20 protein-coding genes are annotated in these 17,476 nt (G+C 76.4%); 11 read left to right on the top strand and 9 right to left on the bottom strand.

What is annotated here, in order from left to right; all coding sequences use genetic code 11:
- The first annotated feature begins 108 nt into the window (after positions 1–108).
- The 3 genes from BLP29_RS21270 to BLP29_RS11215 all read left to right on the top strand — a co-directional run bounded on the left by BLP29_RS21270 (position 109) and on the right by BLP29_RS11215 (position 2,646).
- The gene (locus tag BLP29_RS21270) at positions 109–360 is read left to right on the top strand and encodes a hypothetical protein (protein WP_092804865.1); all 252 of its coding nucleotides are present in this window, start codon (positions 109–111) and stop codon (positions 358–360) included.
- Positions 361–422: 62 nt separating this feature from the next.
- Positions 423–1,697, top strand: coding sequence for a cupin domain-containing protein (locus BLP29_RS21785; RefSeq protein ID WP_279385446.1), 1,275 nt, complete (start codon positions 423–425; stop codon positions 1,695–1,697).
- Entirely contained in the window at positions 1,651–2,646 is a 996-nt protein-coding gene (locus BLP29_RS11215; RefSeq protein ID WP_092804861.1) for a sucrase ferredoxin, read from the top strand. Before BLP29_RS21785 ends, BLP29_RS11215 begins: the two co-directional genes overlap by 47 nt.
- Here the strand turns inward: BLP29_RS11215 and BLP29_RS11210 are convergent.
- The 6 genes from BLP29_RS11210 to BLP29_RS11185 all read right to left on the bottom strand — a co-directional run bounded on the left by BLP29_RS11210 (position 2,643) and on the right by BLP29_RS11185 (position 6,751).
- Positions 2,643–3,005: a hypothetical protein gene (locus BLP29_RS11210; protein WP_092804139.1), complete on the bottom strand. Its 363-nt coding sequence runs from the start codon at positions 3,003–3,005 to the stop codon at positions 2,643–2,645. The two genes, BLP29_RS11215 and BLP29_RS11210, sit on opposite strands and share 4 nt — an antisense overlap.
- On the bottom strand, positions 3,002–4,150 hold the full coding sequence (locus BLP29_RS11205; RefSeq protein ID WP_092804136.1) for an alkaline phosphatase family protein: 1,149 nt from the start codon (positions 4,148–4,150) through the stop codon (positions 3,002–3,004). The genes BLP29_RS11210 and BLP29_RS11205 overlap by 4 nt, the downstream gene beginning before the upstream one ends.
- Positions 4,147–4,929 carry a class I SAM-dependent methyltransferase gene (locus BLP29_RS11200; RefSeq protein WP_243469874.1) on the bottom strand — a complete coding sequence of 261 codons (783 nt, stop codon included), beginning with the start codon at positions 4,927–4,929 and terminating at the stop codon, positions 4,147–4,149. Before BLP29_RS11200 ends, BLP29_RS11205 begins: the two co-directional genes overlap by 4 nt.
- A gap of 68 nt (positions 4,930–4,997) precedes the next feature.
- The gene (locus tag BLP29_RS11195) at positions 4,998–5,783 is read right to left on the bottom strand and encodes a class I SAM-dependent methyltransferase (RefSeq protein ID WP_092804857.1); all 786 of its coding nucleotides are present in this window, start codon (positions 5,781–5,783) and stop codon (positions 4,998–5,000) included.
- A 195-nt stretch (positions 5,784–5,978) separates the two neighbouring features.
- Complete coding sequence (locus tag BLP29_RS11190; protein WP_165839361.1) at positions 5,979–6,485, bottom strand: SAV_6107 family HEPN domain-containing protein; 507 nt, start codon at positions 6,483–6,485, stop codon at positions 5,979–5,981.
- Positions 6,485–6,751: a hypothetical protein gene (locus BLP29_RS11185; protein ID WP_092804133.1), complete on the bottom strand. Its 267-nt coding sequence runs from the start codon at positions 6,749–6,751 to the stop codon at positions 6,485–6,487. The genes BLP29_RS11190 and BLP29_RS11185 overlap by 1 nt, the downstream gene beginning before the upstream one ends.
- Positions 6,752–6,927: 176 nt before the next feature.
- Between BLP29_RS11185 and BLP29_RS11180 the strand changes: the two genes are divergently transcribed.
- Together BLP29_RS11180 and BLP29_RS11175 are read left to right on the top strand one after the other, a co-directional pair.
- Positions 6,928–7,647 carry a maleylpyruvate isomerase family mycothiol-dependent enzyme gene (locus BLP29_RS11180; RefSeq protein WP_165839360.1) on the top strand — a complete coding sequence of 240 codons (720 nt, stop codon included), beginning with the start codon at positions 6,928–6,930 and terminating at the stop codon, positions 7,645–7,647.
- A gap of 58 nt (positions 7,648–7,705) precedes the next feature.
- A complete protein-coding gene (locus BLP29_RS11175) occupies positions 7,706–9,169 on the top strand; it encodes a peptide MFS transporter (RefSeq protein ID WP_092804127.1) in 1,464 nt (487 codons plus the stop codon).
- Between the two features lie 9 nt (positions 9,170–9,178).
- On the opposite strand, the gene BLP29_RS21780 is transcribed toward BLP29_RS11175, so the two are convergent.
- Entirely contained in the window at positions 9,179–10,372 is a 1,194-nt protein-coding gene (locus tag BLP29_RS21780; RefSeq protein WP_207798435.1) for a Fic family protein, read from the bottom strand.
- An 84-nt stretch (positions 10,373–10,456) separates the two neighbouring features.
- On the opposite strand from BLP29_RS21780, the gene BLP29_RS11165 reads away from it, so the two are divergent.
- From BLP29_RS11165 to BLP29_RS11140, 6 genes are all read left to right on the top strand, one after another.
- Positions 10,457–10,939 (top strand): YbaK/EbsC family protein, encoded by a 483-nt coding sequence (locus tag BLP29_RS11165; RefSeq protein ID WP_207798434.1) that lies wholly within the window; start codon positions 10,457–10,459, stop codon positions 10,937–10,939.
- A 56-nt stretch (positions 10,940–10,995) separates the two neighbouring features.
- The gene (locus BLP29_RS11160) at positions 10,996–11,562 is read left to right on the top strand and encodes a GNAT family N-acetyltransferase (RefSeq protein WP_092804124.1); all 567 of its coding nucleotides are present in this window, start codon (positions 10,996–10,998) and stop codon (positions 11,560–11,562) included.
- Complete coding sequence (locus BLP29_RS11155) at positions 11,559–13,172, top strand: phytoene desaturase family protein (protein ID WP_092804121.1); 1,614 nt, start codon at positions 11,559–11,561, stop codon at positions 13,170–13,172. The genes BLP29_RS11160 and BLP29_RS11155 overlap by 4 nt, the downstream gene beginning before the upstream one ends.
- Entirely contained in the window at positions 13,169–13,939 is a 771-nt protein-coding gene (locus BLP29_RS11150; RefSeq protein ID WP_092804118.1) for a carotenoid biosynthesis protein, read from the top strand. Before BLP29_RS11155 ends, BLP29_RS11150 begins: the two co-directional genes overlap by 4 nt.
- A gap of 92 nt (positions 13,940–14,031) precedes the next feature.
- Positions 14,032–15,105, top strand: a complete 1,074-nt coding sequence (locus tag BLP29_RS11145) for a glycosyltransferase family 2 protein (protein WP_243469873.1) — start codon at positions 14,032–14,034, stop codon at positions 15,103–15,105.
- Positions 15,102–15,749: a flavin reductase family protein gene (locus BLP29_RS11140; protein ID WP_243469872.1), complete on the top strand. Its 648-nt coding sequence runs from the start codon at positions 15,102–15,104 to the stop codon at positions 15,747–15,749. The genes BLP29_RS11145 and BLP29_RS11140 overlap by 4 nt, the downstream gene beginning before the upstream one ends.
- Here the strand turns inward: BLP29_RS11140 and BLP29_RS11135 are convergent.
- Both BLP29_RS11135 and BLP29_RS11130 read right to left on the bottom strand, forming a co-directional pair.
- Positions 15,728–16,720, bottom strand: coding sequence for a carbohydrate kinase family protein (locus BLP29_RS11135; protein WP_092804112.1), 993 nt, complete (start codon positions 16,718–16,720; stop codon positions 15,728–15,730). The two genes, BLP29_RS11140 and BLP29_RS11135, sit on opposite strands and share 22 nt — an antisense overlap.
- A 93-nt stretch (positions 16,721–16,813) precedes the next feature.
- Entirely contained in the window at positions 16,814–17,476 is a 663-nt protein-coding gene (locus BLP29_RS11130) for a CDP-alcohol phosphatidyltransferase family protein (protein WP_243469871.1), read from the bottom strand.

The raw sequence follows: 17,476 nt of genomic DNA, 5'->3' as shown, positions 1-17,476 counted from the left end.
GGCGGGCGCCGATGGTCGCGGACGGCATGTGTAGTCCGACGATCATCGCGGTACAGCTCCCCCGGGACCGCCGACCGGCGGTCGCAGGACGAGTCCGATGGAGGAACCGTGGCGTTCGACGACGACGACATGACCAGCACCGAGGGTCCCGCCGACAGCGGTGCCGGCGAGGGCACCCCGGGCCAGCACGACGGCGGTGCCGACGGCGGCGCCGAGGGCCCCGCGGACAGCGGCGCCGGTGCCGGTACCCCCGGCCAGCACGACGGCGGTGCCGACGGCGGCGCCGAGGGCCCCGCGGACAGCGGCGCCGGCGGCGGCACCCCGGGCCAGCACGACGGCGGCGCGGACGGTTCCGCCTGAGCGCGAACCCGACCTCGCAGGGCCGGGCGGAGAGCACTCTCCGCCCGGCCCTGCGGCGCTGCGTGGGCGTCGACCCGCAGGTCTTCGCCGAGCAGCACTGGTCGCGCCGCCCCCTCCTGACCAGCGCTGCGGAGCTGGGTCGTGACTTCTCCGACCTGCTGACGCTGGCCGACGTCGACGAGCTGCTGAGCGTCCGCGGCCTGCGCACCCCCTTCCTCCGCATCGCCCGCAACGGCGAGGTGGTCGACCCCAAGCGCTTCACCGGCTCCGGCGGGGCCGGCGCCGAGGTGGCCGACCAGGTCTCCTCGGACTCGGTGCTGCGGCTGTTCAGCGAGGGCTCCACCGTCGTGCTGCAGGGCCTGCACCGGCTCTGGCCGCCGCTGATCGCCTTCGCCGACCAGCTCGCCGCCGACCTCGGCCACCCCACCCAGGTCAACGCCTACGTCACCCCGCCCTCCTCGCAGGGCTTCTCCCCGCACTACGACGTGCACGACGTGTTCGTGCTCCAGGTCGCCGGCGAGAAGCACTGGACCATCCACGAGCCGGTGCTCACCGACCCGCTGCGCACCCAGCCCTGGGGCGAGCGCGCCGACGCCGTGGCCGCGCGGGCGCAGGAGGAACCGGTCATCGACGCCGTGCTCCGGCCCGGTGACGCGCTCTACCTGCCGCGCGGTTACCTGCACTCGGCCGTGGCACTCGGTGAGATCAGCGCGCACCTGACCATCGGTGTGCACAGCGTGACCCGGTGGGGTGCGGTCGAGTCCGCGCTCGACCTCGTGCGCACGCTGGCCACCGACGACCCCGCGCTGCGTGCCTCGCTCCCGCTGGGCGCCGACCTGTCGGCCCCCGGCACCACGGCCGACGACGTCGCCGCGGTGCTCGCCGGACTGCACGCCGCGCTGGACCGGGTCGACCCGGCCGAGGTGGCCGACCGGCTGCGCTCGCGCACGTGGGCGCAGGTGCGCCCCGAGCCCGTCGCGCCGCTGGCCCAGTCCACCGCGGCCGCCGCGCTCACCGCCGACACCGTGCTGCGGCTGCGTCCCCGTCTGCGCGTGCAGCTGCGCGACGCCCAGGGCGAGTCCCCGGACGCCGAGGTCGTACTGATCACGGGCCGGCAGCACCGCCGGTTCCCGGCTGCCCAGCGCCCGGCCCTGGCCGAGCTGCTGTCGGTCGGTGAGCTGAAGGTGGCCGACCTGCCGGGGCTGTCCGCCGAGGACCAGCAGTCCCTCGCCCGCCGGCTCCTGGTGGAGTCGGTGGCGGTGGTCCCGGACGCCGCGCACCATGGGGCCGATGAGCATCGACGGGCCAGCGGGCAGGTCCCCGGGCACGGTGCCTGACCCGGCGCCCGAGGACCCGTACTGCCAGCACCCCGACACCGCCCCGCCCCCCTCGTCCCGCAGCCGTCCGGTCGGCCGGTTGGACGAGGGGCGGTGCTCGGTGCGGGCACTGGCCGCCGGCGACTCACCCGTCGCGACCGCCCCGCCGGCCCGGCGCTGGCTCCTGGTGGAGCAGCCCGGGCCCTGGGGGCGCGATGCGCTGCTGCAGTCCCGCTTCGACGCGGTCGTCGCGCCGCTGCTGGCCCAGCGCGCCCGCGAGGCCGGGCTGCGGATCCAGATGGTGCGCCGGCCCGGTGAGCGGTTGGCCGACGCCGGCGGACGGTGGGCCGTGGCCGACGTCCGCGAGGCGTGGGTGCGGTGGTCGACGCGGACGGTCGACGCCGAGCTGCTCGACGTCCCGCTCGACGGGTCGGTCGGCGTGCAGTCCGACGCCCCGACCTTCCTGGTGTGCACCCACGGCGGGCACGACGCGTGCTGCGCGGTCCGGGGCCGGCCGCTGGCCCGGTCGCTGGTCGGCGACGTCTGGGAGACCAGCCACCTCGGTGGTGACCGCTTCGCCGCGAACGTGCTGGTGCTGCCCACCGGCCACCTCTACGGGCAGGTGCCCGAGGACGGCGGCGGGCTGGTCGACGCGCACCGCCGCGGCGAGGTGCTGCTCGAGGGCCTGCGCGGCCGGGCCGGGCTGACCCCGCCGGCGCAGGCGGCGCAGCAGTTCGCCCGGGCCGAGACCGGCCTGCTGGGCGTGGCCGACCTGCCGGTGACCGGCGTCGCGTCGCGCGGCAGCGCCGAGGACGGCACCGAGCACTGGGCGGTGACCCTGGCCGGACCCGCCGGCGAGGTCGAGGTGCTGCTGGACAGCCGGCTGTCCGCCGAACCCCGCCTGCTCACCTGCGCCGCGCTGCGTCCGGGGCGCTTCCGCACCTGGCACCCGGTCTCGGTGCGCTCCTAGAGCTCGGCCTCGTTGCGCACGCGGCGCGACGGGTTGAAGAACTGCAGGTCCAGGAAGTCAGGCGGGTCGGCGACCCCGGGGCCGCCGTCGGCCACCCACTGCAGGACGTCGGCGGTGCGCTCGGCGTCGAGGATGCCGCCCAGCCACTGCGGGCGCGCCCCGGCCTTCCGCCCCTCGGGGGTGGGGCTGACCACCACGACGTTGGACCGTTCGCAGGCGTCCAGGCAGTCGACCACGCGGACCTTCGCGCCCCCGCGCCGGAACGCCTCGAGCTGGGCCCGGTGGTCGAGCTCGGGGTGCTTCTCGGCTCGCCCGCAGCAGCAGCCGCGGCAGACGGTGAGGACCGGACCGGCGCTCACAGCGCGGCCCCCCGGGCGACCAGCAGCGGGATCGCCAGCTCGGTGGCGGTGAGCGAGCCGTGGTAGGCGGCCAGCATCGAGGGCACCTTCTCCTGTCGGGTGGCGGTGAGCGCCCAGGTGCCCCGGGCGAGGGCGACGACGTCGCCGATGCGGGCGGCCAGGGCGTGGTCGACGGGACCGAAGACGCCGCTGGCGATCGCCTCGTCCCGGCCGACCACCCACGCGCGGTCGTCCAGCTCGGCGCGCCAGGCGGCGAGGACGTCGTCGGCCGCACCGGCGTGGGCGTGCACGTAGCGGGCGCGGGGTTCGCCGGCCAGCAGCCGCACGCCGGCACCGAGCGCAGGGGTGGCGTCGACGTCGAGCCGGTTCCCGGCCGGGACGTCGAGCATGCCGTGGTCGGCGGTCACGAGCAGGGCGGCGTCGTCGGGCAGGTCGTCGAGGACCTGGGCCACCACGAGGTCGACGTGGGCCAGCTGCTGGCGCCAGCTCGGGGAGTCGACGCCGCGCACGTGCCCGGTGAGGTCGAGCTCGGCGTGGTAGCCGTAGACCAGGGCGCGGTCGCCGACGGCGAGGGACCGGGTGAGACCGGCCGCGAGGTCTCCGGGGCTGACGGCCGGGGCGTACCGGGCGCCGCGGTAGGCGGCCCGGGTGAGCCCGGAGGTGGCGTAGGCGTAGGGCCCGACGACGGTGCTGGCGACGTCGGCGGCGGCCAGCTGCTCGAACACCGTGCCCTGCGCCTGCCAGGTGGCGGGGTCGGGGTCGTCGGTCCACTGGGTGTGGGTGACCGGGCGGTCGCGGCCGGGCACGTCGGTCACGAAGCCGAGCACGCCGTGGCTGCCCGGCGGCAGGCCGGTGCCCAGGCTGGTGAGGCTGACCGGCGTGGTGCTCGGGCACGGCGCCTGCAGGTCACCCAGCGGGGTGGCCAGGGCGGCGAGGGTGGGGGCGGTGCCGGCATGTGCGCGCAGCAGGTCGGCGCCGAGGCCGTCGACGAGCAGGACGGCGACCCGGCGGGCCCCGCGCAGCACCTCGGCCAGCCCGAGCCGGTCGGCACCGCCGGCACCGAGCCCCGCGGCCACCGAGGGCAGGACGTCGGCGAGGGTGCGGGTCCCGTACTCCGGGCGGTGCAGGTCGGCCGGCAGGGTCACGGTTGCCCGGTGCCTGTGGCTGCTGCTCCGCGGACGGCGATGACGTGCAGACCGCCGGCCACGTCGCGGTAGGGCGAGACCCCGGCCAGGTCGAGCTCGAGCCGGCGCAGTGCGGCCGGGTCGGCGCCGGAGCCGGTGTCGAGCAGGTCGGCGACCACCGACACCCCGCGCCAGTCGCCGGCGGTCAGGCCGGCCCCGGCGACGAGGGCGAGCAGCTCGTCGGGGCCGAAGCGGCGGCGGCCGGGGCGGGTGCGCGAACGGGCCGGCGCCGGGTCGCGGTCGCCGAGCAGGGCGTGGGCCTCGACGGGGTGGCCACCCAGGGCGCGGGCGAGCACGGCACCGGCCCGGTTGGCGACGGTGACGCTCAGGTGCCCGCCGGGGCGCAGGACGGCGGCGATGCCGGCGAGGGTCACGGCCGGCTCGTCGACCACCTCGAGGACGGAGTGCACGAGGACCAGGTCGAACCCCCCGCCCGGGGCGGGCACGGCGCCGAGCTGGTCGGCGTCGCCCTGCACCCCGCGCACGAGGTCGCCGACCCCGGCGAGGTCGGCCCGGCGGCGGAGGGTGGCCAGCGCGTCGGCGGAGGTGTCGACGACGGTGACGGTGTGCCCGAGCTGCGCCAGCGGGACGGCGAACACCCCGGCGCCGCCGCCGACGTCGAGCACCTGCAGCGGGCCGTCGCCGACCAGCGGGTCGAGGGCGGCCCACACGGCGGCGGAGCGGACCGGTGGCTCGGCGGCACCGGCCGGGCCGGCGGGCGGGATCTCGGACAGCGGCACCCTGGCGACCCTAGACGGCGACCGGTGCACCGCCGACCCGGACCGCCCCGCAGGCCGGCGCCGGCCCGTCAGCGCCCGCGCACCGCCCGCAGCACCGCGTCGCGGACCGTCATGCGCTGGCCGTCGGGGCCGGGCGGGAAGACGGCCTCGCGGGTGGGGTCGGTGGCGCTGACCGTCCAGGTGTCGTCGAGGTCGAGCCCGGCGGCCATCTCGGCGGCCGTGGCGAACAGGTCGGCGGTGAACGGGGTGCTCTCGCCGCCGTGGCTGTCGGCGTGGTGGGCGGTGACGAGCAGGGTGCCGCCCGGCGCGACGGCGGCGGCCAGCTTGCGGTGGAAGGCGACGAGCTCGCGCCGCGGGAACTGCAGGAAGGAGGCGGCCACCAGGTCGAAGGCCCCGGCCGGGGGTGCCCAGTCGCTGCGGCCGTCGGCCTGCTCCCACGTGATGGCTGCGGCCACCCCGGCGGCCTCGGCCGCGGCGCGCGCCCGCTCGAGGGCCACCGCCGACACGTCGGAGGCGGTGACCTGCCAGCCCCGGCGGGCCAACCAGATCGCGTCGCCGCCCTCGCCGCAGCCGACGTCGAGCGCCCGGCCCGGGGTCAGCTCGACCGCGGTCTCGGCCAGCCGCTGGTTGACCTCACCGGACCAGATCGGGCGTTCGCGGTAGCGGTCGTCCCAGAACCCCTCGGTGAACCAGAGGGCGGGGTCGGTCTCCTGCCAGGCGTTGGGCTGCTCGGCGCCGTGCTGGTGTGCGTGCTGGTGCTGGTGCTGGTGTTCGGAGCCGTGGTCTGAGCCGTGGTCTGAGCCGTGGTCTGAGCCGTGGTCGTGGGGCTGCGCGTGGGCGTGCGGGGTGGCCATGCGACGACCCTGCGTGCTGCACGGGACCGGGGGCAAGGTTCTGTGCCGGATCGGCAACGTCCACCCCGCGTCGAACGCATCCGGGTCGAACGCGGCCGCGTCGAACGCGGCCGGGTCGAACGCGGCCGGGTCGAACGCAGCCACGTCGGACGCACCGGCCCGGGGGCGGGGCGCCCCCGGACGACCGGGGCCTGCTCATGCCGGGCGCAGCGGGGTCACCGGCGCCGGCGACCGGCCGGTGCCGGACTGCACGGGCGGCGCTGGGTCCGCCGCCGCGGCGGAGACCGGCCGACCCAGCGTGGTCTCGACGACGGCCAGGAACGCGCCGGCGTCGCGGACGAGGTCGTCGGCCTCGCGCTCGGTCACCGCCGAGGAGAGGCCGGCCTCGGCCGCCGCACGCTTGGCCGCCCCGGCTGCGAAGAACGCCGCCCACTCCCCCAGCTCGGGGGCCACCTGGCCGATGAGCACCCAGGCGCTGCGGGGGCGCCGACGCCCGGCCTCGGGGCGGGTGCGTGCGGCGAGGACCGCGGCCGCCCCGCGCAGCGCGGCCAGGTGCGCGGTCGCGTAGCGCCAGCCGGCGTCCCGGGTGGCCGCAGCCTCGGCGAGCCCCCGGTGGGCCTGGCCGAGCAGCTGCGACGCCGCGGGCGGCAGCGGCGGGGTGAGCTCGAGCTGGCTGGGCGACAGCACCCGGACGGCGCCCATCAGTCGTGCACCCGCACGAGCAGCCAGCGGTCGGCCGACGGCTCCCAGGTCAGGTCGAACACCCCGGCGAAGGAGGTGCGCGACCGGCCGGCGCGCACCGCCTCGACCCGCCAGACTTGGCGGTCGACCTCGACACGGTGCTCGACCAGCTGACCCACCTCGTACCTCCCCTGCCCGCGCCAGAAGCGCACCGGACCGCCCGCTGCCCGCTCGACCAGCACCTGCTCCACCGTGCGACCCCCCGCACCGACCAGCACCCGGTTCATCGCCACATCCCCACTCCCCTGGGTCGTTCGAACGTGCGTTCGAACACGTCGAGAACACCATGCCCTGCCCGCCGCGTCAACCCGGCACTCGAACACCTGTTCCCCCTGCATGCCGACCAGCAGAGCACGCCCCACCGACACTTCCGTCCGGACCGGGCCGGACCTACCGTGCCGGCGTGCCCTTCGACCCCCTCGCCGTGCTCGACCGGGAGACCCGGGCGCTGGAGGCCGCCCTGCGGGCCGCCCGCGCCGACGACGCGCTCGACGCACCCGTCCCCGGATGCCCCGGCTGGTCGGTGGCCGAGCTCGGCCGGCACACCGGCGACGTGCACCGGTGGGCACGCGCGGCCCTGGGCTCCACGCAGCCGCCGGGCGGCTCGCCGGTGGGCCCGCCCGACGCCGACGTCCCGGAGTGGTACGCCGCCGCGGCCGCCGATCTCCGGTCGGCCCTGGCCGACACCCCGGCCGACCGGGCGTGCTGGACCTTCGACCGCACCGACCGCACGGCGGCGTTCTGGCGGCGCCGGCAGGCGCACGAGGCCGCTCTGCACCGCTGGGACGTCGAGACCGCACTCGGCCGCCCGGCCGCGCTCGCGGCCGGCACCGCGCTGGACGGCCTCGACGAGGTGCTCGGCATGTTCCTGCCGCGCCAGGTGCGGCTGGGACGGCTCGCCGCGGGCACCGCCTGGGTCGAGGTGGTCCCGGTGGAGACCGGCGCGCCGCTCCCGGTGGCCGACGGACCACCGGCGGGCCCCGCGGCCGGCGCCGTGCACGGTCCCGCCGAGGCCCTCCTGCTGCTCCTCTGGCGTCGGGTGGGCCTCGACGACCCGCGTCTGGCGGTGACCGGCCCGGTGCAGGAGGTGCTCGCCGTCCTGGACCGGCCGCTCACCCCCTGATCGCCGGGCCGCTCCCCCGACGTGCACGAGCGGGCCCGCGGGGGGACAGTCGTTGCCCGTGGCAACCACGACCCCGACGACGTCCGCCGAGGAGAAGACCTTCCTCGGTCAGCCCCGCGGCCTCGCGCACCTGTTCGGCGTGGAGATGTGGGAGCGGTTCAGCTTCTACGGCATGCAGGCGATCCTGCTGTACTACCTCTCCTACTCGGCGGCCGACGGCGGCCTGGGCATCACGACCTCGACGGCGGCCAGCATCGTCGGCGCCTACGGCGGCACGGTGTACCTCTCCACCATCGTGGGCGGCTGGGTCGCCGACCGCGTGCTGGGCCCCGAACGGGTGTTGTTCTGGTCGGCCGTCGTGGTCATGGCCGGGCACGTCGCCCTCGCCGTCCTGCCCGGCCTGGCCGGCGTCGGCGCCGGTCTGGTGCTCGTCGCGCTGGGCAGCGGCGGCGTCAAGGCCACCGCCACCACGCTGGTCGGCCTGCTCTACGCCGCCGACGACGAGCGCCGCGACGCCGGGTTCTCGGTGTTCTACCTGGGCATCAACCTCGGCGCGCTGGCCGGGCCGCTGCTCACCGGTCTGGCCCAGTCGACGGTCGGGTTCCACCTCGGCTTCGGCCTGGCCGCGGTCGGCATGGCCGCGGGCCTGGCCCAGTACGCCTGGGGCCGGCGCGGCCTGCACGGGGTGGGCCGCGAGGTGCCCTCTCCGCTGCCGCGGGCCCAGCGCGGCCGGTGGGCCGCCGGTGCCGTGGTCGGCGTCCTGGCGCTGGTCGGGCTCGCGCTCACCGGCGTGCTGCGGGCCGAACGGCTCGCGACGGTCGTCGTCTGGGTCTGCGTGGCGGCCTCGGTCGGCTACTTCACCGTGCTGCTGCGCAGCGCGCGGGTCGACCGCACCGAGCGGCGGCGTGTGCTGGCCTTCGTGCCGATGTTCATCGCCAGCGTGGCGTTCTGGTCGATGTTCCAGCAGCAGTCGACCGTCGTCGCGCTCTACGCCGACTCCCAGCTCGACCGGGACCTCCTCGGCTGGACCGTGCCGGCGTCGTGGGTGCAGTCGATCAACCCGGTCTTCATCATCCTGATGTCCGGCGCGTTCGCTGCCCTGTGGACGCGGCTGGGGCCGCGGCAGCCCTCCAGCCCGGTCAAGTTCGCAGCCGGGACGGCGGCGATGGGCGTCGCCTTCCTGCTCTTCCTGCCGATGGCCGGGGACGCACCGGGCACCTCCCCGCTGCTGGGGCTGGCCGGCATCCTGCTGGTCTTCACCGTGGCCGAGCTGCTGCTGTCGCCGGTCGGGCTGTCGCTGTCGACCAAGCTGGCCCCGGCCGCCTACCGCACCCAGATGGTCGCGCTGTGGTTCCTGTCGACGGCGATCGGCACCTCGCTCGCCGGGGTGTTCGCGGGGAGGTACGACCCGGCGGACCAGGCGCCCTACTTCGGGACGATCGGCGGGGTCGCCGTCGTCCTGGGTGTCGTGCTGGCGCTCGCCAGCCCCTTCATCCGGCGGCTGATGCCCGGCGTGCGCTGACCTGTCCGGTCAGCGACGTCGGCCGGCCCGGGCCGCGAACGCGTCGAGCGCGTCGAGCACCTCGCCGGCCTGCCACATGCGGTTGCGGCGGCGGCCGGTGAACTCGGTGACCACCCCGGCGTGCTCCAGGGGCGCGATGGCCCGCAGCACGTTCTGCGGCGGCACGCCGAGCTCCCGCACCACCACCCCCGCATCGACCACGGGCTGGCGCACCAGCAGGTCGGCCAGCCGCCACGCAGCGGCGTCGGAGCGCGCACGGACGACGTCGTCCCACCCGGCGCGCACGGCACGCAGCTGCTCCACGAGCTGGGTGGCGTTCGTGATGGCCGCCAGGGTGCCCCGGGTGAACGCCTGGACCACGGGGTCGAGCTCACCCTGCCGGTAGGCGGTCAGGGCGTCGAAGTAGCCCTCGACGTCGATCAGCAGACCAGCGGAGACCGGCACCGTCACCGCCCGGGTCACCCCGTGGTGGCGGAGGAGGCAGTGCACCAGCGCGCGGCCGGTGCGGCCGTTGCCGTCGGGGAACGGGTGGATGGTCTCGAACTGGGCGTGCGCCACGGCGGTCAGCACCAGGGGGGCGAGGTCCGTGCGCACCGCGAAGCGCGTGAGGTCGGCGACCAGGGCCGGCACGTCGTCCGCCACCGGGGCCACGTACTCGGCCTCGTGCGGGCCGTAGGAGGTGCCGCCGACCCACACCTGCTCGCTGCGCCAGCGCCCGGCGATCGCCGGCTCGGTGTCGACGAGCAGTGCGTGGTGCATGGCCAGGACGGCCGCCGGGGTGGGTGCGTCGGCGAGGTCGAGGGCGGCCTGCATCGCGGCGACGTTGCCCACCACGGCCTCGGCGTTCCGCGTGGAGGGCGAGCCGATCTCGGCGACCGCGATCGCGCGGGCCCCCGAGGTGAGCTGCTCGATGCGGGAGGAGGACGCCGACTCCGTGCGCAGCAGGACGGCGCCGAACGGGGCGACCTCGGCCCCCATGCGGGTGTCGAAGCGGGCCACCTCGGCAGCGGCGTCCTCCGCCGCGCGCAGCACCTCGCGGGTGACCTGCGGCGTCCGCCCGTCGATGGCCGGCACGACGGCGGCCCGGTAGGGCCCGGAGTGCCGGAGCCGGACGGCCCGGGGCACCACGTCGTCGGGCAGACCAGGTCGCCACGCCACCTCGCGGCTGCCGAGGGCCGGCCACCGTCCCGGATCCACGAGCACGCCTGCATCTTATTCGCACTTGTGCGCGAAGTGCGAACGACGACCGTTCGACCTCGCACATCCGGGTGGTGCGACGATCACGGGGTGACGTCGTCCGAGCACCCGATGGTGGTCCACGTGCAGCAGGTGCTCCGCGACCACGGGGTGAGCGGCGAGGTGCGGCACCTGGCCGAGAGCGCCCGCACCGCGCAGCAGGCCGCCGACGCACTCGGCGTCGAGGTCGGCGCCATCGCCAACAGCCTGGTGTTCGAGGTCCTGGGCAACCCGGTGCTGGTGCTCACCAGCGGCACGCACCGGGTCGACACCGCCAAGGTCGCCGCCCTGCTCGGCGTCCCGGAGCTCACCGAGGCCGGCGCCGCCTTCGTCCGCGAGCACACCGGGCAGGCCATCGGCGGTGTCGCCCCGGTCGGCCACCCGGAGCCGATCGGCACCCTGGTCGACATCACCCTGGCCCGCCACGACCAGGTGTGGGCCGCGGCCGGCCACCCGCACACCGTCTTCCCGACCACCTACGACGAGCTGCTCCGGATCACCGCGGGCACCGCGGCCGAGGTCGACGCCGACTGACGCCGCCGCACCGGATGCCCGCAGCGGTGGGAGGATCACCCCATGGAGCCCGCCGCATGAGTGCACCCACGACCCGGGTCACCGAGCTGCCCACCGCATGGATGCGTGAGCACCTGCACGAGGCGCTGGCCATCTACGGGCGGGCCATGGGCTACGGCGAGCAGGTGGTGGCCGGCCGCTACGGCTACGCCGTGCAGCACACCGACCGGCCCGGGTTCCGCGCCGTGGGTGCCTTCGCGGAGGGCCCCGACGGCGAGCACCTCGTCGGGTTCGGCTACGGCTACCTCGTGGCGCCGGGCCAGTGGTGGCACGACCAGGTCAAGCACGCCCTCGACCGGCGCACCGCCAAGCGCTGGCTGCCCGGGGGGTTCGAGGTGTGCGAGCTGCACGTCGACCCCGACCACCAGAGCCAGGGCCTGGGGCGCCAGCTGCTGCACGCGCTCGTGCGCGACCTGCCGCACCCGGCCGCGCTGCTGTCGACCCCCGACGCCGACACCAAGGCCTTCCGGCTCTACCGCGCCGACGGCTTCGTCGACCTCGCCCGCAACCACCACTTCCCGGGCGACGCCCGCCCCTTCGCGATCCTGGGCGCCCGCCTCCCGCTCGGGACCCCGTCCGAGTGAGCGACGTCGGCACGGACGCCGTCGTCGTCGGCTCGGGCCACAACGGGCTGGTCGCCGCCTGTCACCTGGCCGTCGCCGGGCTGTCCGTCGAGGTCGTCGAGGCCGACGACGTCCTGGGTGGCGCCGTCTCCACCGTGGAGCGCTGGCCCGGGGTCCGGGTGGACCGCGGCTCCAGCGCCCACGTGATCGTGCGCCACTCGGGCATCGTCGAGGAGCTCGGGCTGGCCGAGCACGGTCTGCGCTACGTCGACTGCGACCCGTGGGGGTTCGCGCCGGCGCCCGCGCCGGGCAGCGACGGCCCCGACGGCCGCCCGTTGGTGTTCAGCGTGGACCTCGACGCCACCTGCGCCTCGATCGAGGCGGCTTGCGGCCCGGACGACGCCGCTGCCTACCGGCGCTTCGTCGAGGTGTGGGGCCCGCGCAGCGAGCGCATCGTGCGGGCCTTCGGCGACCGCCCGAGCCCCGGCCGGCTGGCCCGGCACCTCTGGCCGCTGGGCGCGCCGGCGAAGGGCCGTGCCCGCACCTCCGGCGGCGAGCTGGCCACCGACTTCCTCGGCTCGGGCGACGCCCTGCTCGACAAGTGGTTCGCCAGCGAGCGGCTCAAGGCGGCCCTGGCCTGGTTCGGCGCCCAGTCGGGCCCGCCCATGTCCGAACCCGGGACGGCGGCGATGGTCGGCTGGGCGGCGCTGCTGCACACCACCCCGCCCGGGCACCCGGTCGGCGGCTCGGGTGGGCTGACCGCGGCGCTGCGCCGCAAGCTCGAGGCGCACGGCGGCCGGGTCACCCTCGGCGACGGCGCGGCCTCGCTGCTGGTCACCGACGGCCGGGTCGCGGGCGTCGTCACGACGTCGGGACGACGCATCGAGGCCGACACCGTCGTCGCCGCCTGCCACGTCGGGGCCACCCGGGCCATCGCCGGAGAGCACGCCCCGCCCGCGCTGCGCGACGCGGCGCCGCCGCTGGGCAACGGGTTCGGCCTCGTCGTCCGGTGCCTCACCGACGCGCTGCCCGCCTACCCCGGCGTCGACCCGGCCGACTCGTTGCAGGGACTGCAACTGCTCTGCACCGACCGCGCCGTGCTGGCCCGGGCGCACGGCGACTGGCAGGCCGGCGACCTGCCCCGCGAGCCCGTGCCGCTGGCGATGAGCTTCTCGGCCAGCGACGACACCCTGGCCCCGGCCGGCCAGCACGTGGTGACGATCTGGGGCCAGTGGTACCCCTACGAGCTGGGCGACGGCCGCGACTGGGACACCATCGCCGAGGCCGAGGCAGCCCGCCTCGTCGACGCGGTCGACCTCTTCGCCCCCGGGTTCGCCGACTCGGTGCAGCGGCTGTACATCCAGACACCGCTGAGGCTGGAGCAGGAGCTGCGGCTGCCGCGCGGCAACGTCATGCACGTCGAGATGTCGCTGGCCTCGATGTTCGCGTTCCGGCCCACGCCGGAGCTGTCGGGCCACCGCGTACCGGGGTTGCCCGGGCTCTACCTGACCGGGGCCTCGACCCACCCCGGCGGCGGCGTGAGCGGCAACAGCGGCCGCACGGCCGCCCGTGTGGTGCTCGCCGACCGCGGCGGCCGGGCCCGCGTGCTGCGCCGCCTGCTGCGTCGATGAGGTCCGCCCCCTGGGCCCTCACCGGGGCGCTGCTGGCCACCGCGATCGCCTACCCGCTGACCGGGGGCGGCGCCCGCGACGCGGTCAGCTGGACGATCGTGCTGCTGGGCTCGGCCCTGACCGTCGTGCACGCCGGGCTCTCGCGCGGCTGGCGCACCGGGCTGGCCGTCGCCGGCCTCACCGTGCTGGCGTCGGTGCTGTTCGAGTCGGTCGGCCTGGCCACGGGCTTCCCCTACGGCAGCTACACCTACAGCGACGCCCTGGGGCCCACGCTGCTCGGCGTCCCGTTCCTGGTGCCCCTGGCCTGGCTGATGATGGTCTGGCCGAGCTGGCTGCTGGCCACCCGCCTCGTGCCCGGCTCCCGCCCCGGGCGCATCGCGGTGGCCGCCTACGTCTTCGCCGCGTGGGACGTCGTCCTGGACCCCCAGCTCGTGCAGGCCGGCTACTGGACGTGGGCGCACCCCACCCCGGGGCTCCCGGGCATCGACACGGTGCCGTTGACCAACCTCGCCGGTTGGCTGCTGGCCGGGCTGGTGCTCATGACGGCGCTCGACCTGCTGGTGGCCGGGCGCCCGGCCACGCTGCCCGACCACGCGCCGCTGGTGGCTCTGGCGTGGATGGTGCTCGGCGGCGCCCTGGCCCACGTCGGCTGGCTGGGGCTGCCCGGCTCCGCGGCCTGGGGGGTGGTCCTGAGCCTGCCGGTCCTGGCCGCCCTCGCCGCCCGCGCCCGCGCCCGCCCCCGCGTCGGAGGCGGAGGAGTCTCATGACGCCCAGGACCCGTTCGAGCCACGTCCTGGGTCCTGAGCGTCCTCCGACGGGTCGGCGGGTGCGGCCGGGGCGGCGCGCCCACGGACGGCGGGTGGTGCGGGTGCTCGCCGGCGTCTCGGTCGCGGGCGCCGCCCACGCCGTCCTGAACGCCCAGTTGCTGCGCACGCCGCCGGCCGACCCGCCGGCCACCGCGGCGCGGGTGCGGGTCGTCGTCCCGGCGCGTGACGAGGCGCACCAGCTCCCCGGCTGCCTCGACGCGCTGGCGGCCCAGACCGGGGTGGCCCACCTGGACGTCGTGGTCGTCGACGACGGCTCCGCCGACGGCACCGCCGAGGTGGCCGCGGCGCACGGCGCCCGGGTGCTCACCGCGGCCCCGCCGCGACCCGGGTGGCTGGGCAAGCCGAACGCCTGCGCGCAGGGCGCGGCCGGTGCGGAGGACGTCGACGTCCTGGTCTTCGTCGACGCCGACGTCCGGCTCGCCCCGCACGCGGTGGCCGCCGCCGTCGCCCTGCTCCAGGCGCACGACCTCGACCTCGTCTCCCCGTGGCCCCGACAGCTGGCGGTGACCCCCGCCGAGCGGTTGGTGCAGCCGCTGCAGCAGTGGCTGTGGGCGACCACGTTGCCGCTGCGGCTGGCCGAGCGGCCTGGCCGTCCCTCGATGGCGGCGGCCAACGGGCAGTTCCTCGCCGTGCGACGGGCGGGCTACGAGCGCGCCGGCGGCCACGGGTCGGTGCGCGGTGAGGTGCTCGAGGACATCGCTCTGCTGCGGGCGGTCAAGCGGGCCGGCGGCCGGGGCGTCGTGGCCGACGGGTCGGCGCTGGCCACCACCCGCATGTACGACGGCTGGGCCGAGCTGTCCGCGGGCTACGAGAAGTCGTTGTGGTCGGCGCTGGGTGGCTCCCCCGCGGGCAGCCTGGCCGCCGGGGCCGCGCTGGCCGCCGTCTGGGTGCTGCCGCCGCTGGCCGGCGGCCGGGCCGGCCTGGTGGGCTACGCGGCGGGGGTGGCAGGGCGCGCGGTGGCCGCGGCCCGCACCGGAGGGCGGGTGTGGCCCGACAGTCTCGCGCACCCGCTCGGTGTGCTCGTGCTCGACGGGCTGGTGGTGCGCTCGGTGCTCGGGCACCACCGCGGGACCCTGCACTGGCGGGGCCGCACACTGACCGGGTGACCGCACACGAGCGCACCAGCTTCGACCCCGCCGAGATGGACCCGAAGGCCTTCTACCGGGTGCTGAACTCCGTCGTCGTCCCCCGGCCGATCGCCTGGGTGGGCACCCGGTCGGCCGAGGGCGTGCACAACCTGGCCCCGCACTCCTTCTACACCGTGGCCTGCGTCGACCCGCCGGTCGTGCAGTTCACCAGCGTGGGCCGCAAGGACAGCCTGACCAACGTCGAGGCCACCGGTGAGTTCACCATCGGCGTGACCCCCGAGGAGCTGTTCGAGCAGGTCAACGCCACGAGCACCGACTTCCCGCCGGACCAGGACGAGGCCGAGCACACCGGCGTCGTCCTCGAGGACAGCGACGTCGTGGGGGTCAAGCGGGTCGCGGCCAGCCCGGTCACCCTCGAGTGCACCCTGCACTCGACCCTGTCGCTGGGCGACTCGACGATCGTGTTCGGCCGGGTGGTGCACGTCAGCGCGCACACCGACGCCGTGCGCGACGGCCGGCCCCGCATCGAGGCGCTGCGCCCGCTGGCCCGCCTGGGCGGCAACGAGTGGTCGACGATCGGCGAGCTGAAGGAGATCCGCCGGATCCCCTTCAGCGACTGGCAGGCCGACCCCTCGATCGGTCAGGCGCTGCGCGGCGACTGAGGCAGGTGCGGGGCCACCTCGTCGGCGGCGTCGGCACCGAAGGCCTGGGCGAATCGCTCGAGGAACGACCCGCGGGGCAGGTCGTACTCCTGGGTGCCGATGACCTCGACCGCCGCGGTGGCCACCGCCGAGCCCACCTGGGTGGCCCGCTCGATGCCCAGACCCCACTGGCGGGCGGCGACGAACCCGGCGCGCAGCGCGTCGCCGCCGCCGGTGGGCTCGACCGGCTTGGTCTCGGGGACGGCGATGACCTCGATCGGGTCGGCCGTGCGGCTCTCGACGCGCACACCCTTGGCCGCCCGGGTGACCACCCAGCAGCCGACGCGGTCGAGCACCTCGTCGTGGCTCCAGCCGGTCTTCTGCTTGAGCAGCGCGGCCTCGTACTCGTTGGTGAACAGCAGGTCGGCGCCCTCGACCAGGCTGCGGATCATCTCGCCGTCGGCCCAGGCCAGCTGCTGGGAGGGGTCGGCCAGGAACGGGTAGCCGCGCTCGCGGCACTCCTCGGTGTGCCGCACCATCGCCGTCGGGTCGTTGGGGCCGACGACGACGAGGTCGGGGGTGCCCACCCGGGCAGCGACGGGGGCCAGCTCGATGAACGAGGCCTCGGCCATGGCGCCGCTGTAGAACGACGCGATCTGGTTGTTCGTGACGTCGGTGGTGCAGGTGAAGCGGGCGGTGTGCTTGACCTCCGACCACCGGATCGAGCGGGTGTCGACCCCGTGCCGCTGCAGCCAGGCGTCGTAGTCGTCGAAGTCCGAGCCGACCGACCCGACCAGCACCGGCGCCAGACCCAGCAGGCCCATGCCGTAGGCCATGTTCGCCCCGGCGCCGCCGCGGTGCTGCACCAGGTCGTCGACCAGGAACGACAGCGAGACGTTCTCCATCTGGCCCTCGATGAACTGCTCGGCGAACTTCCCCGGGAAGGTCATCAGGTGGTCGGTGGCGATCGAACCGGTCACGACGACGGGCACGGTGGGACTCCAGGGGGGTTCGGCAGCAGGGGTGCGAACCCGGTCTGCGGGGCAGGAGGTCGCCCAGGGTTCACCCGAGCGTAACGGCCCGGCTCACCCCAGCGCCCGACGGAGCTGCACGGCGAGCTGGATGCTGCCGACCGCGCCGAGCACGGCGCCCGCTGCCGCACCGAGCACGACGACCAGCCCGTGCAGCCCGACCACGGACGCCACCCCCGCGCCGACCAGGGACATCCCGGCCACCGCCACCCGGGCCGGCCGCTCCCACACCGAGATCGCCCCGGTCTCCTCGACCCCGGCCTGCCCGGCCCGGGCCCGCAGGTAGTCGGGGAACCAGCACAGCGCCCCGAACACCACCGCCAGCCATCCCGGTGCACCCGCGACCCAGAACGCAGCCGCGTAGGCGACCTCGGTGAGCCGGTCGACGGCGGAGTCGAGCACGAAGCCCCGCCGCGAGGCCCGCCCGCCGGCGATGGCGAGCGCGCCGTCGAGGGAGTCCAGCAGCCCCGAGGCGCCCACGAGGGCCCCGGCCAGCAGGAGCCACGCACCACCGGCCGCCGCGGGCCCGACCGCTGCGGCGGCCACCAGCAGACCGACCAGCGTGACCACCAGCGGGGACAGCCCGGCCAGCGGGCGGGCCAGGGTGTGGGCGAGGGTCAACCACCCGCGCACCACCGGCGACGACCGCGGGTCGGTGCCGCCGTGCCACTGTGACCACGCTGTGAAGTACTCCTCGCGGCTCAGGTACGGCGGCAC

Origin of the sequence: Klenkia marina (assembly GCF_900101025.1) — a bacterium.
Taxonomy (GTDB): domain Bacteria; phylum Actinomycetota; class Actinomycetes; order Mycobacteriales; family Geodermatophilaceae; genus Klenkia; species Klenkia marina.
The sequence above is the reverse complement of the archived record's forward strand: the minus strand, read 5'-3'. Positions and strand labels throughout refer to the sequence as shown.

Coding starts and splice junctions, on each gene's coding strand:
- BLP29_RS11215 (WP_092804861.1), top strand. CDS start 1,651: ATGAGCATCGACGGGCCAGCGGGCAGGTCCCCGGGCACGGTGCCTGAC.
- BLP29_RS11150 (WP_092804118.1), top strand. CDS start 13,169: ATGAGGTCCGCCCCCTGGGCCCTCACCGGGGCGCTGCTGGCCACCGCG.
- BLP29_RS11185 (WP_092804133.1), bottom strand. CDS start 6,751: ATGAACCGGGTGCTGGTCGGTGCGGGGGGTCGCACGGTGGAGCAGGTG.
- BLP29_RS11190 (WP_165839361.1), bottom strand. CDS start 6,485: ATGGGCGCCGTCCGGGTGCTGTCGCCCAGCCAGCTCGAGCTCACCCCG.
- BLP29_RS11160 (WP_092804124.1), top strand. CDS start 10,996: ATGAGTGCACCCACGACCCGGGTCACCGAGCTGCCCACCGCATGGATG.
- BLP29_RS11195 (WP_092804857.1), bottom strand. CDS start 5,783: ATGGCCACCCCGCACGCCCACGCGCAGCCCCACGACCACGGCTCAGAC.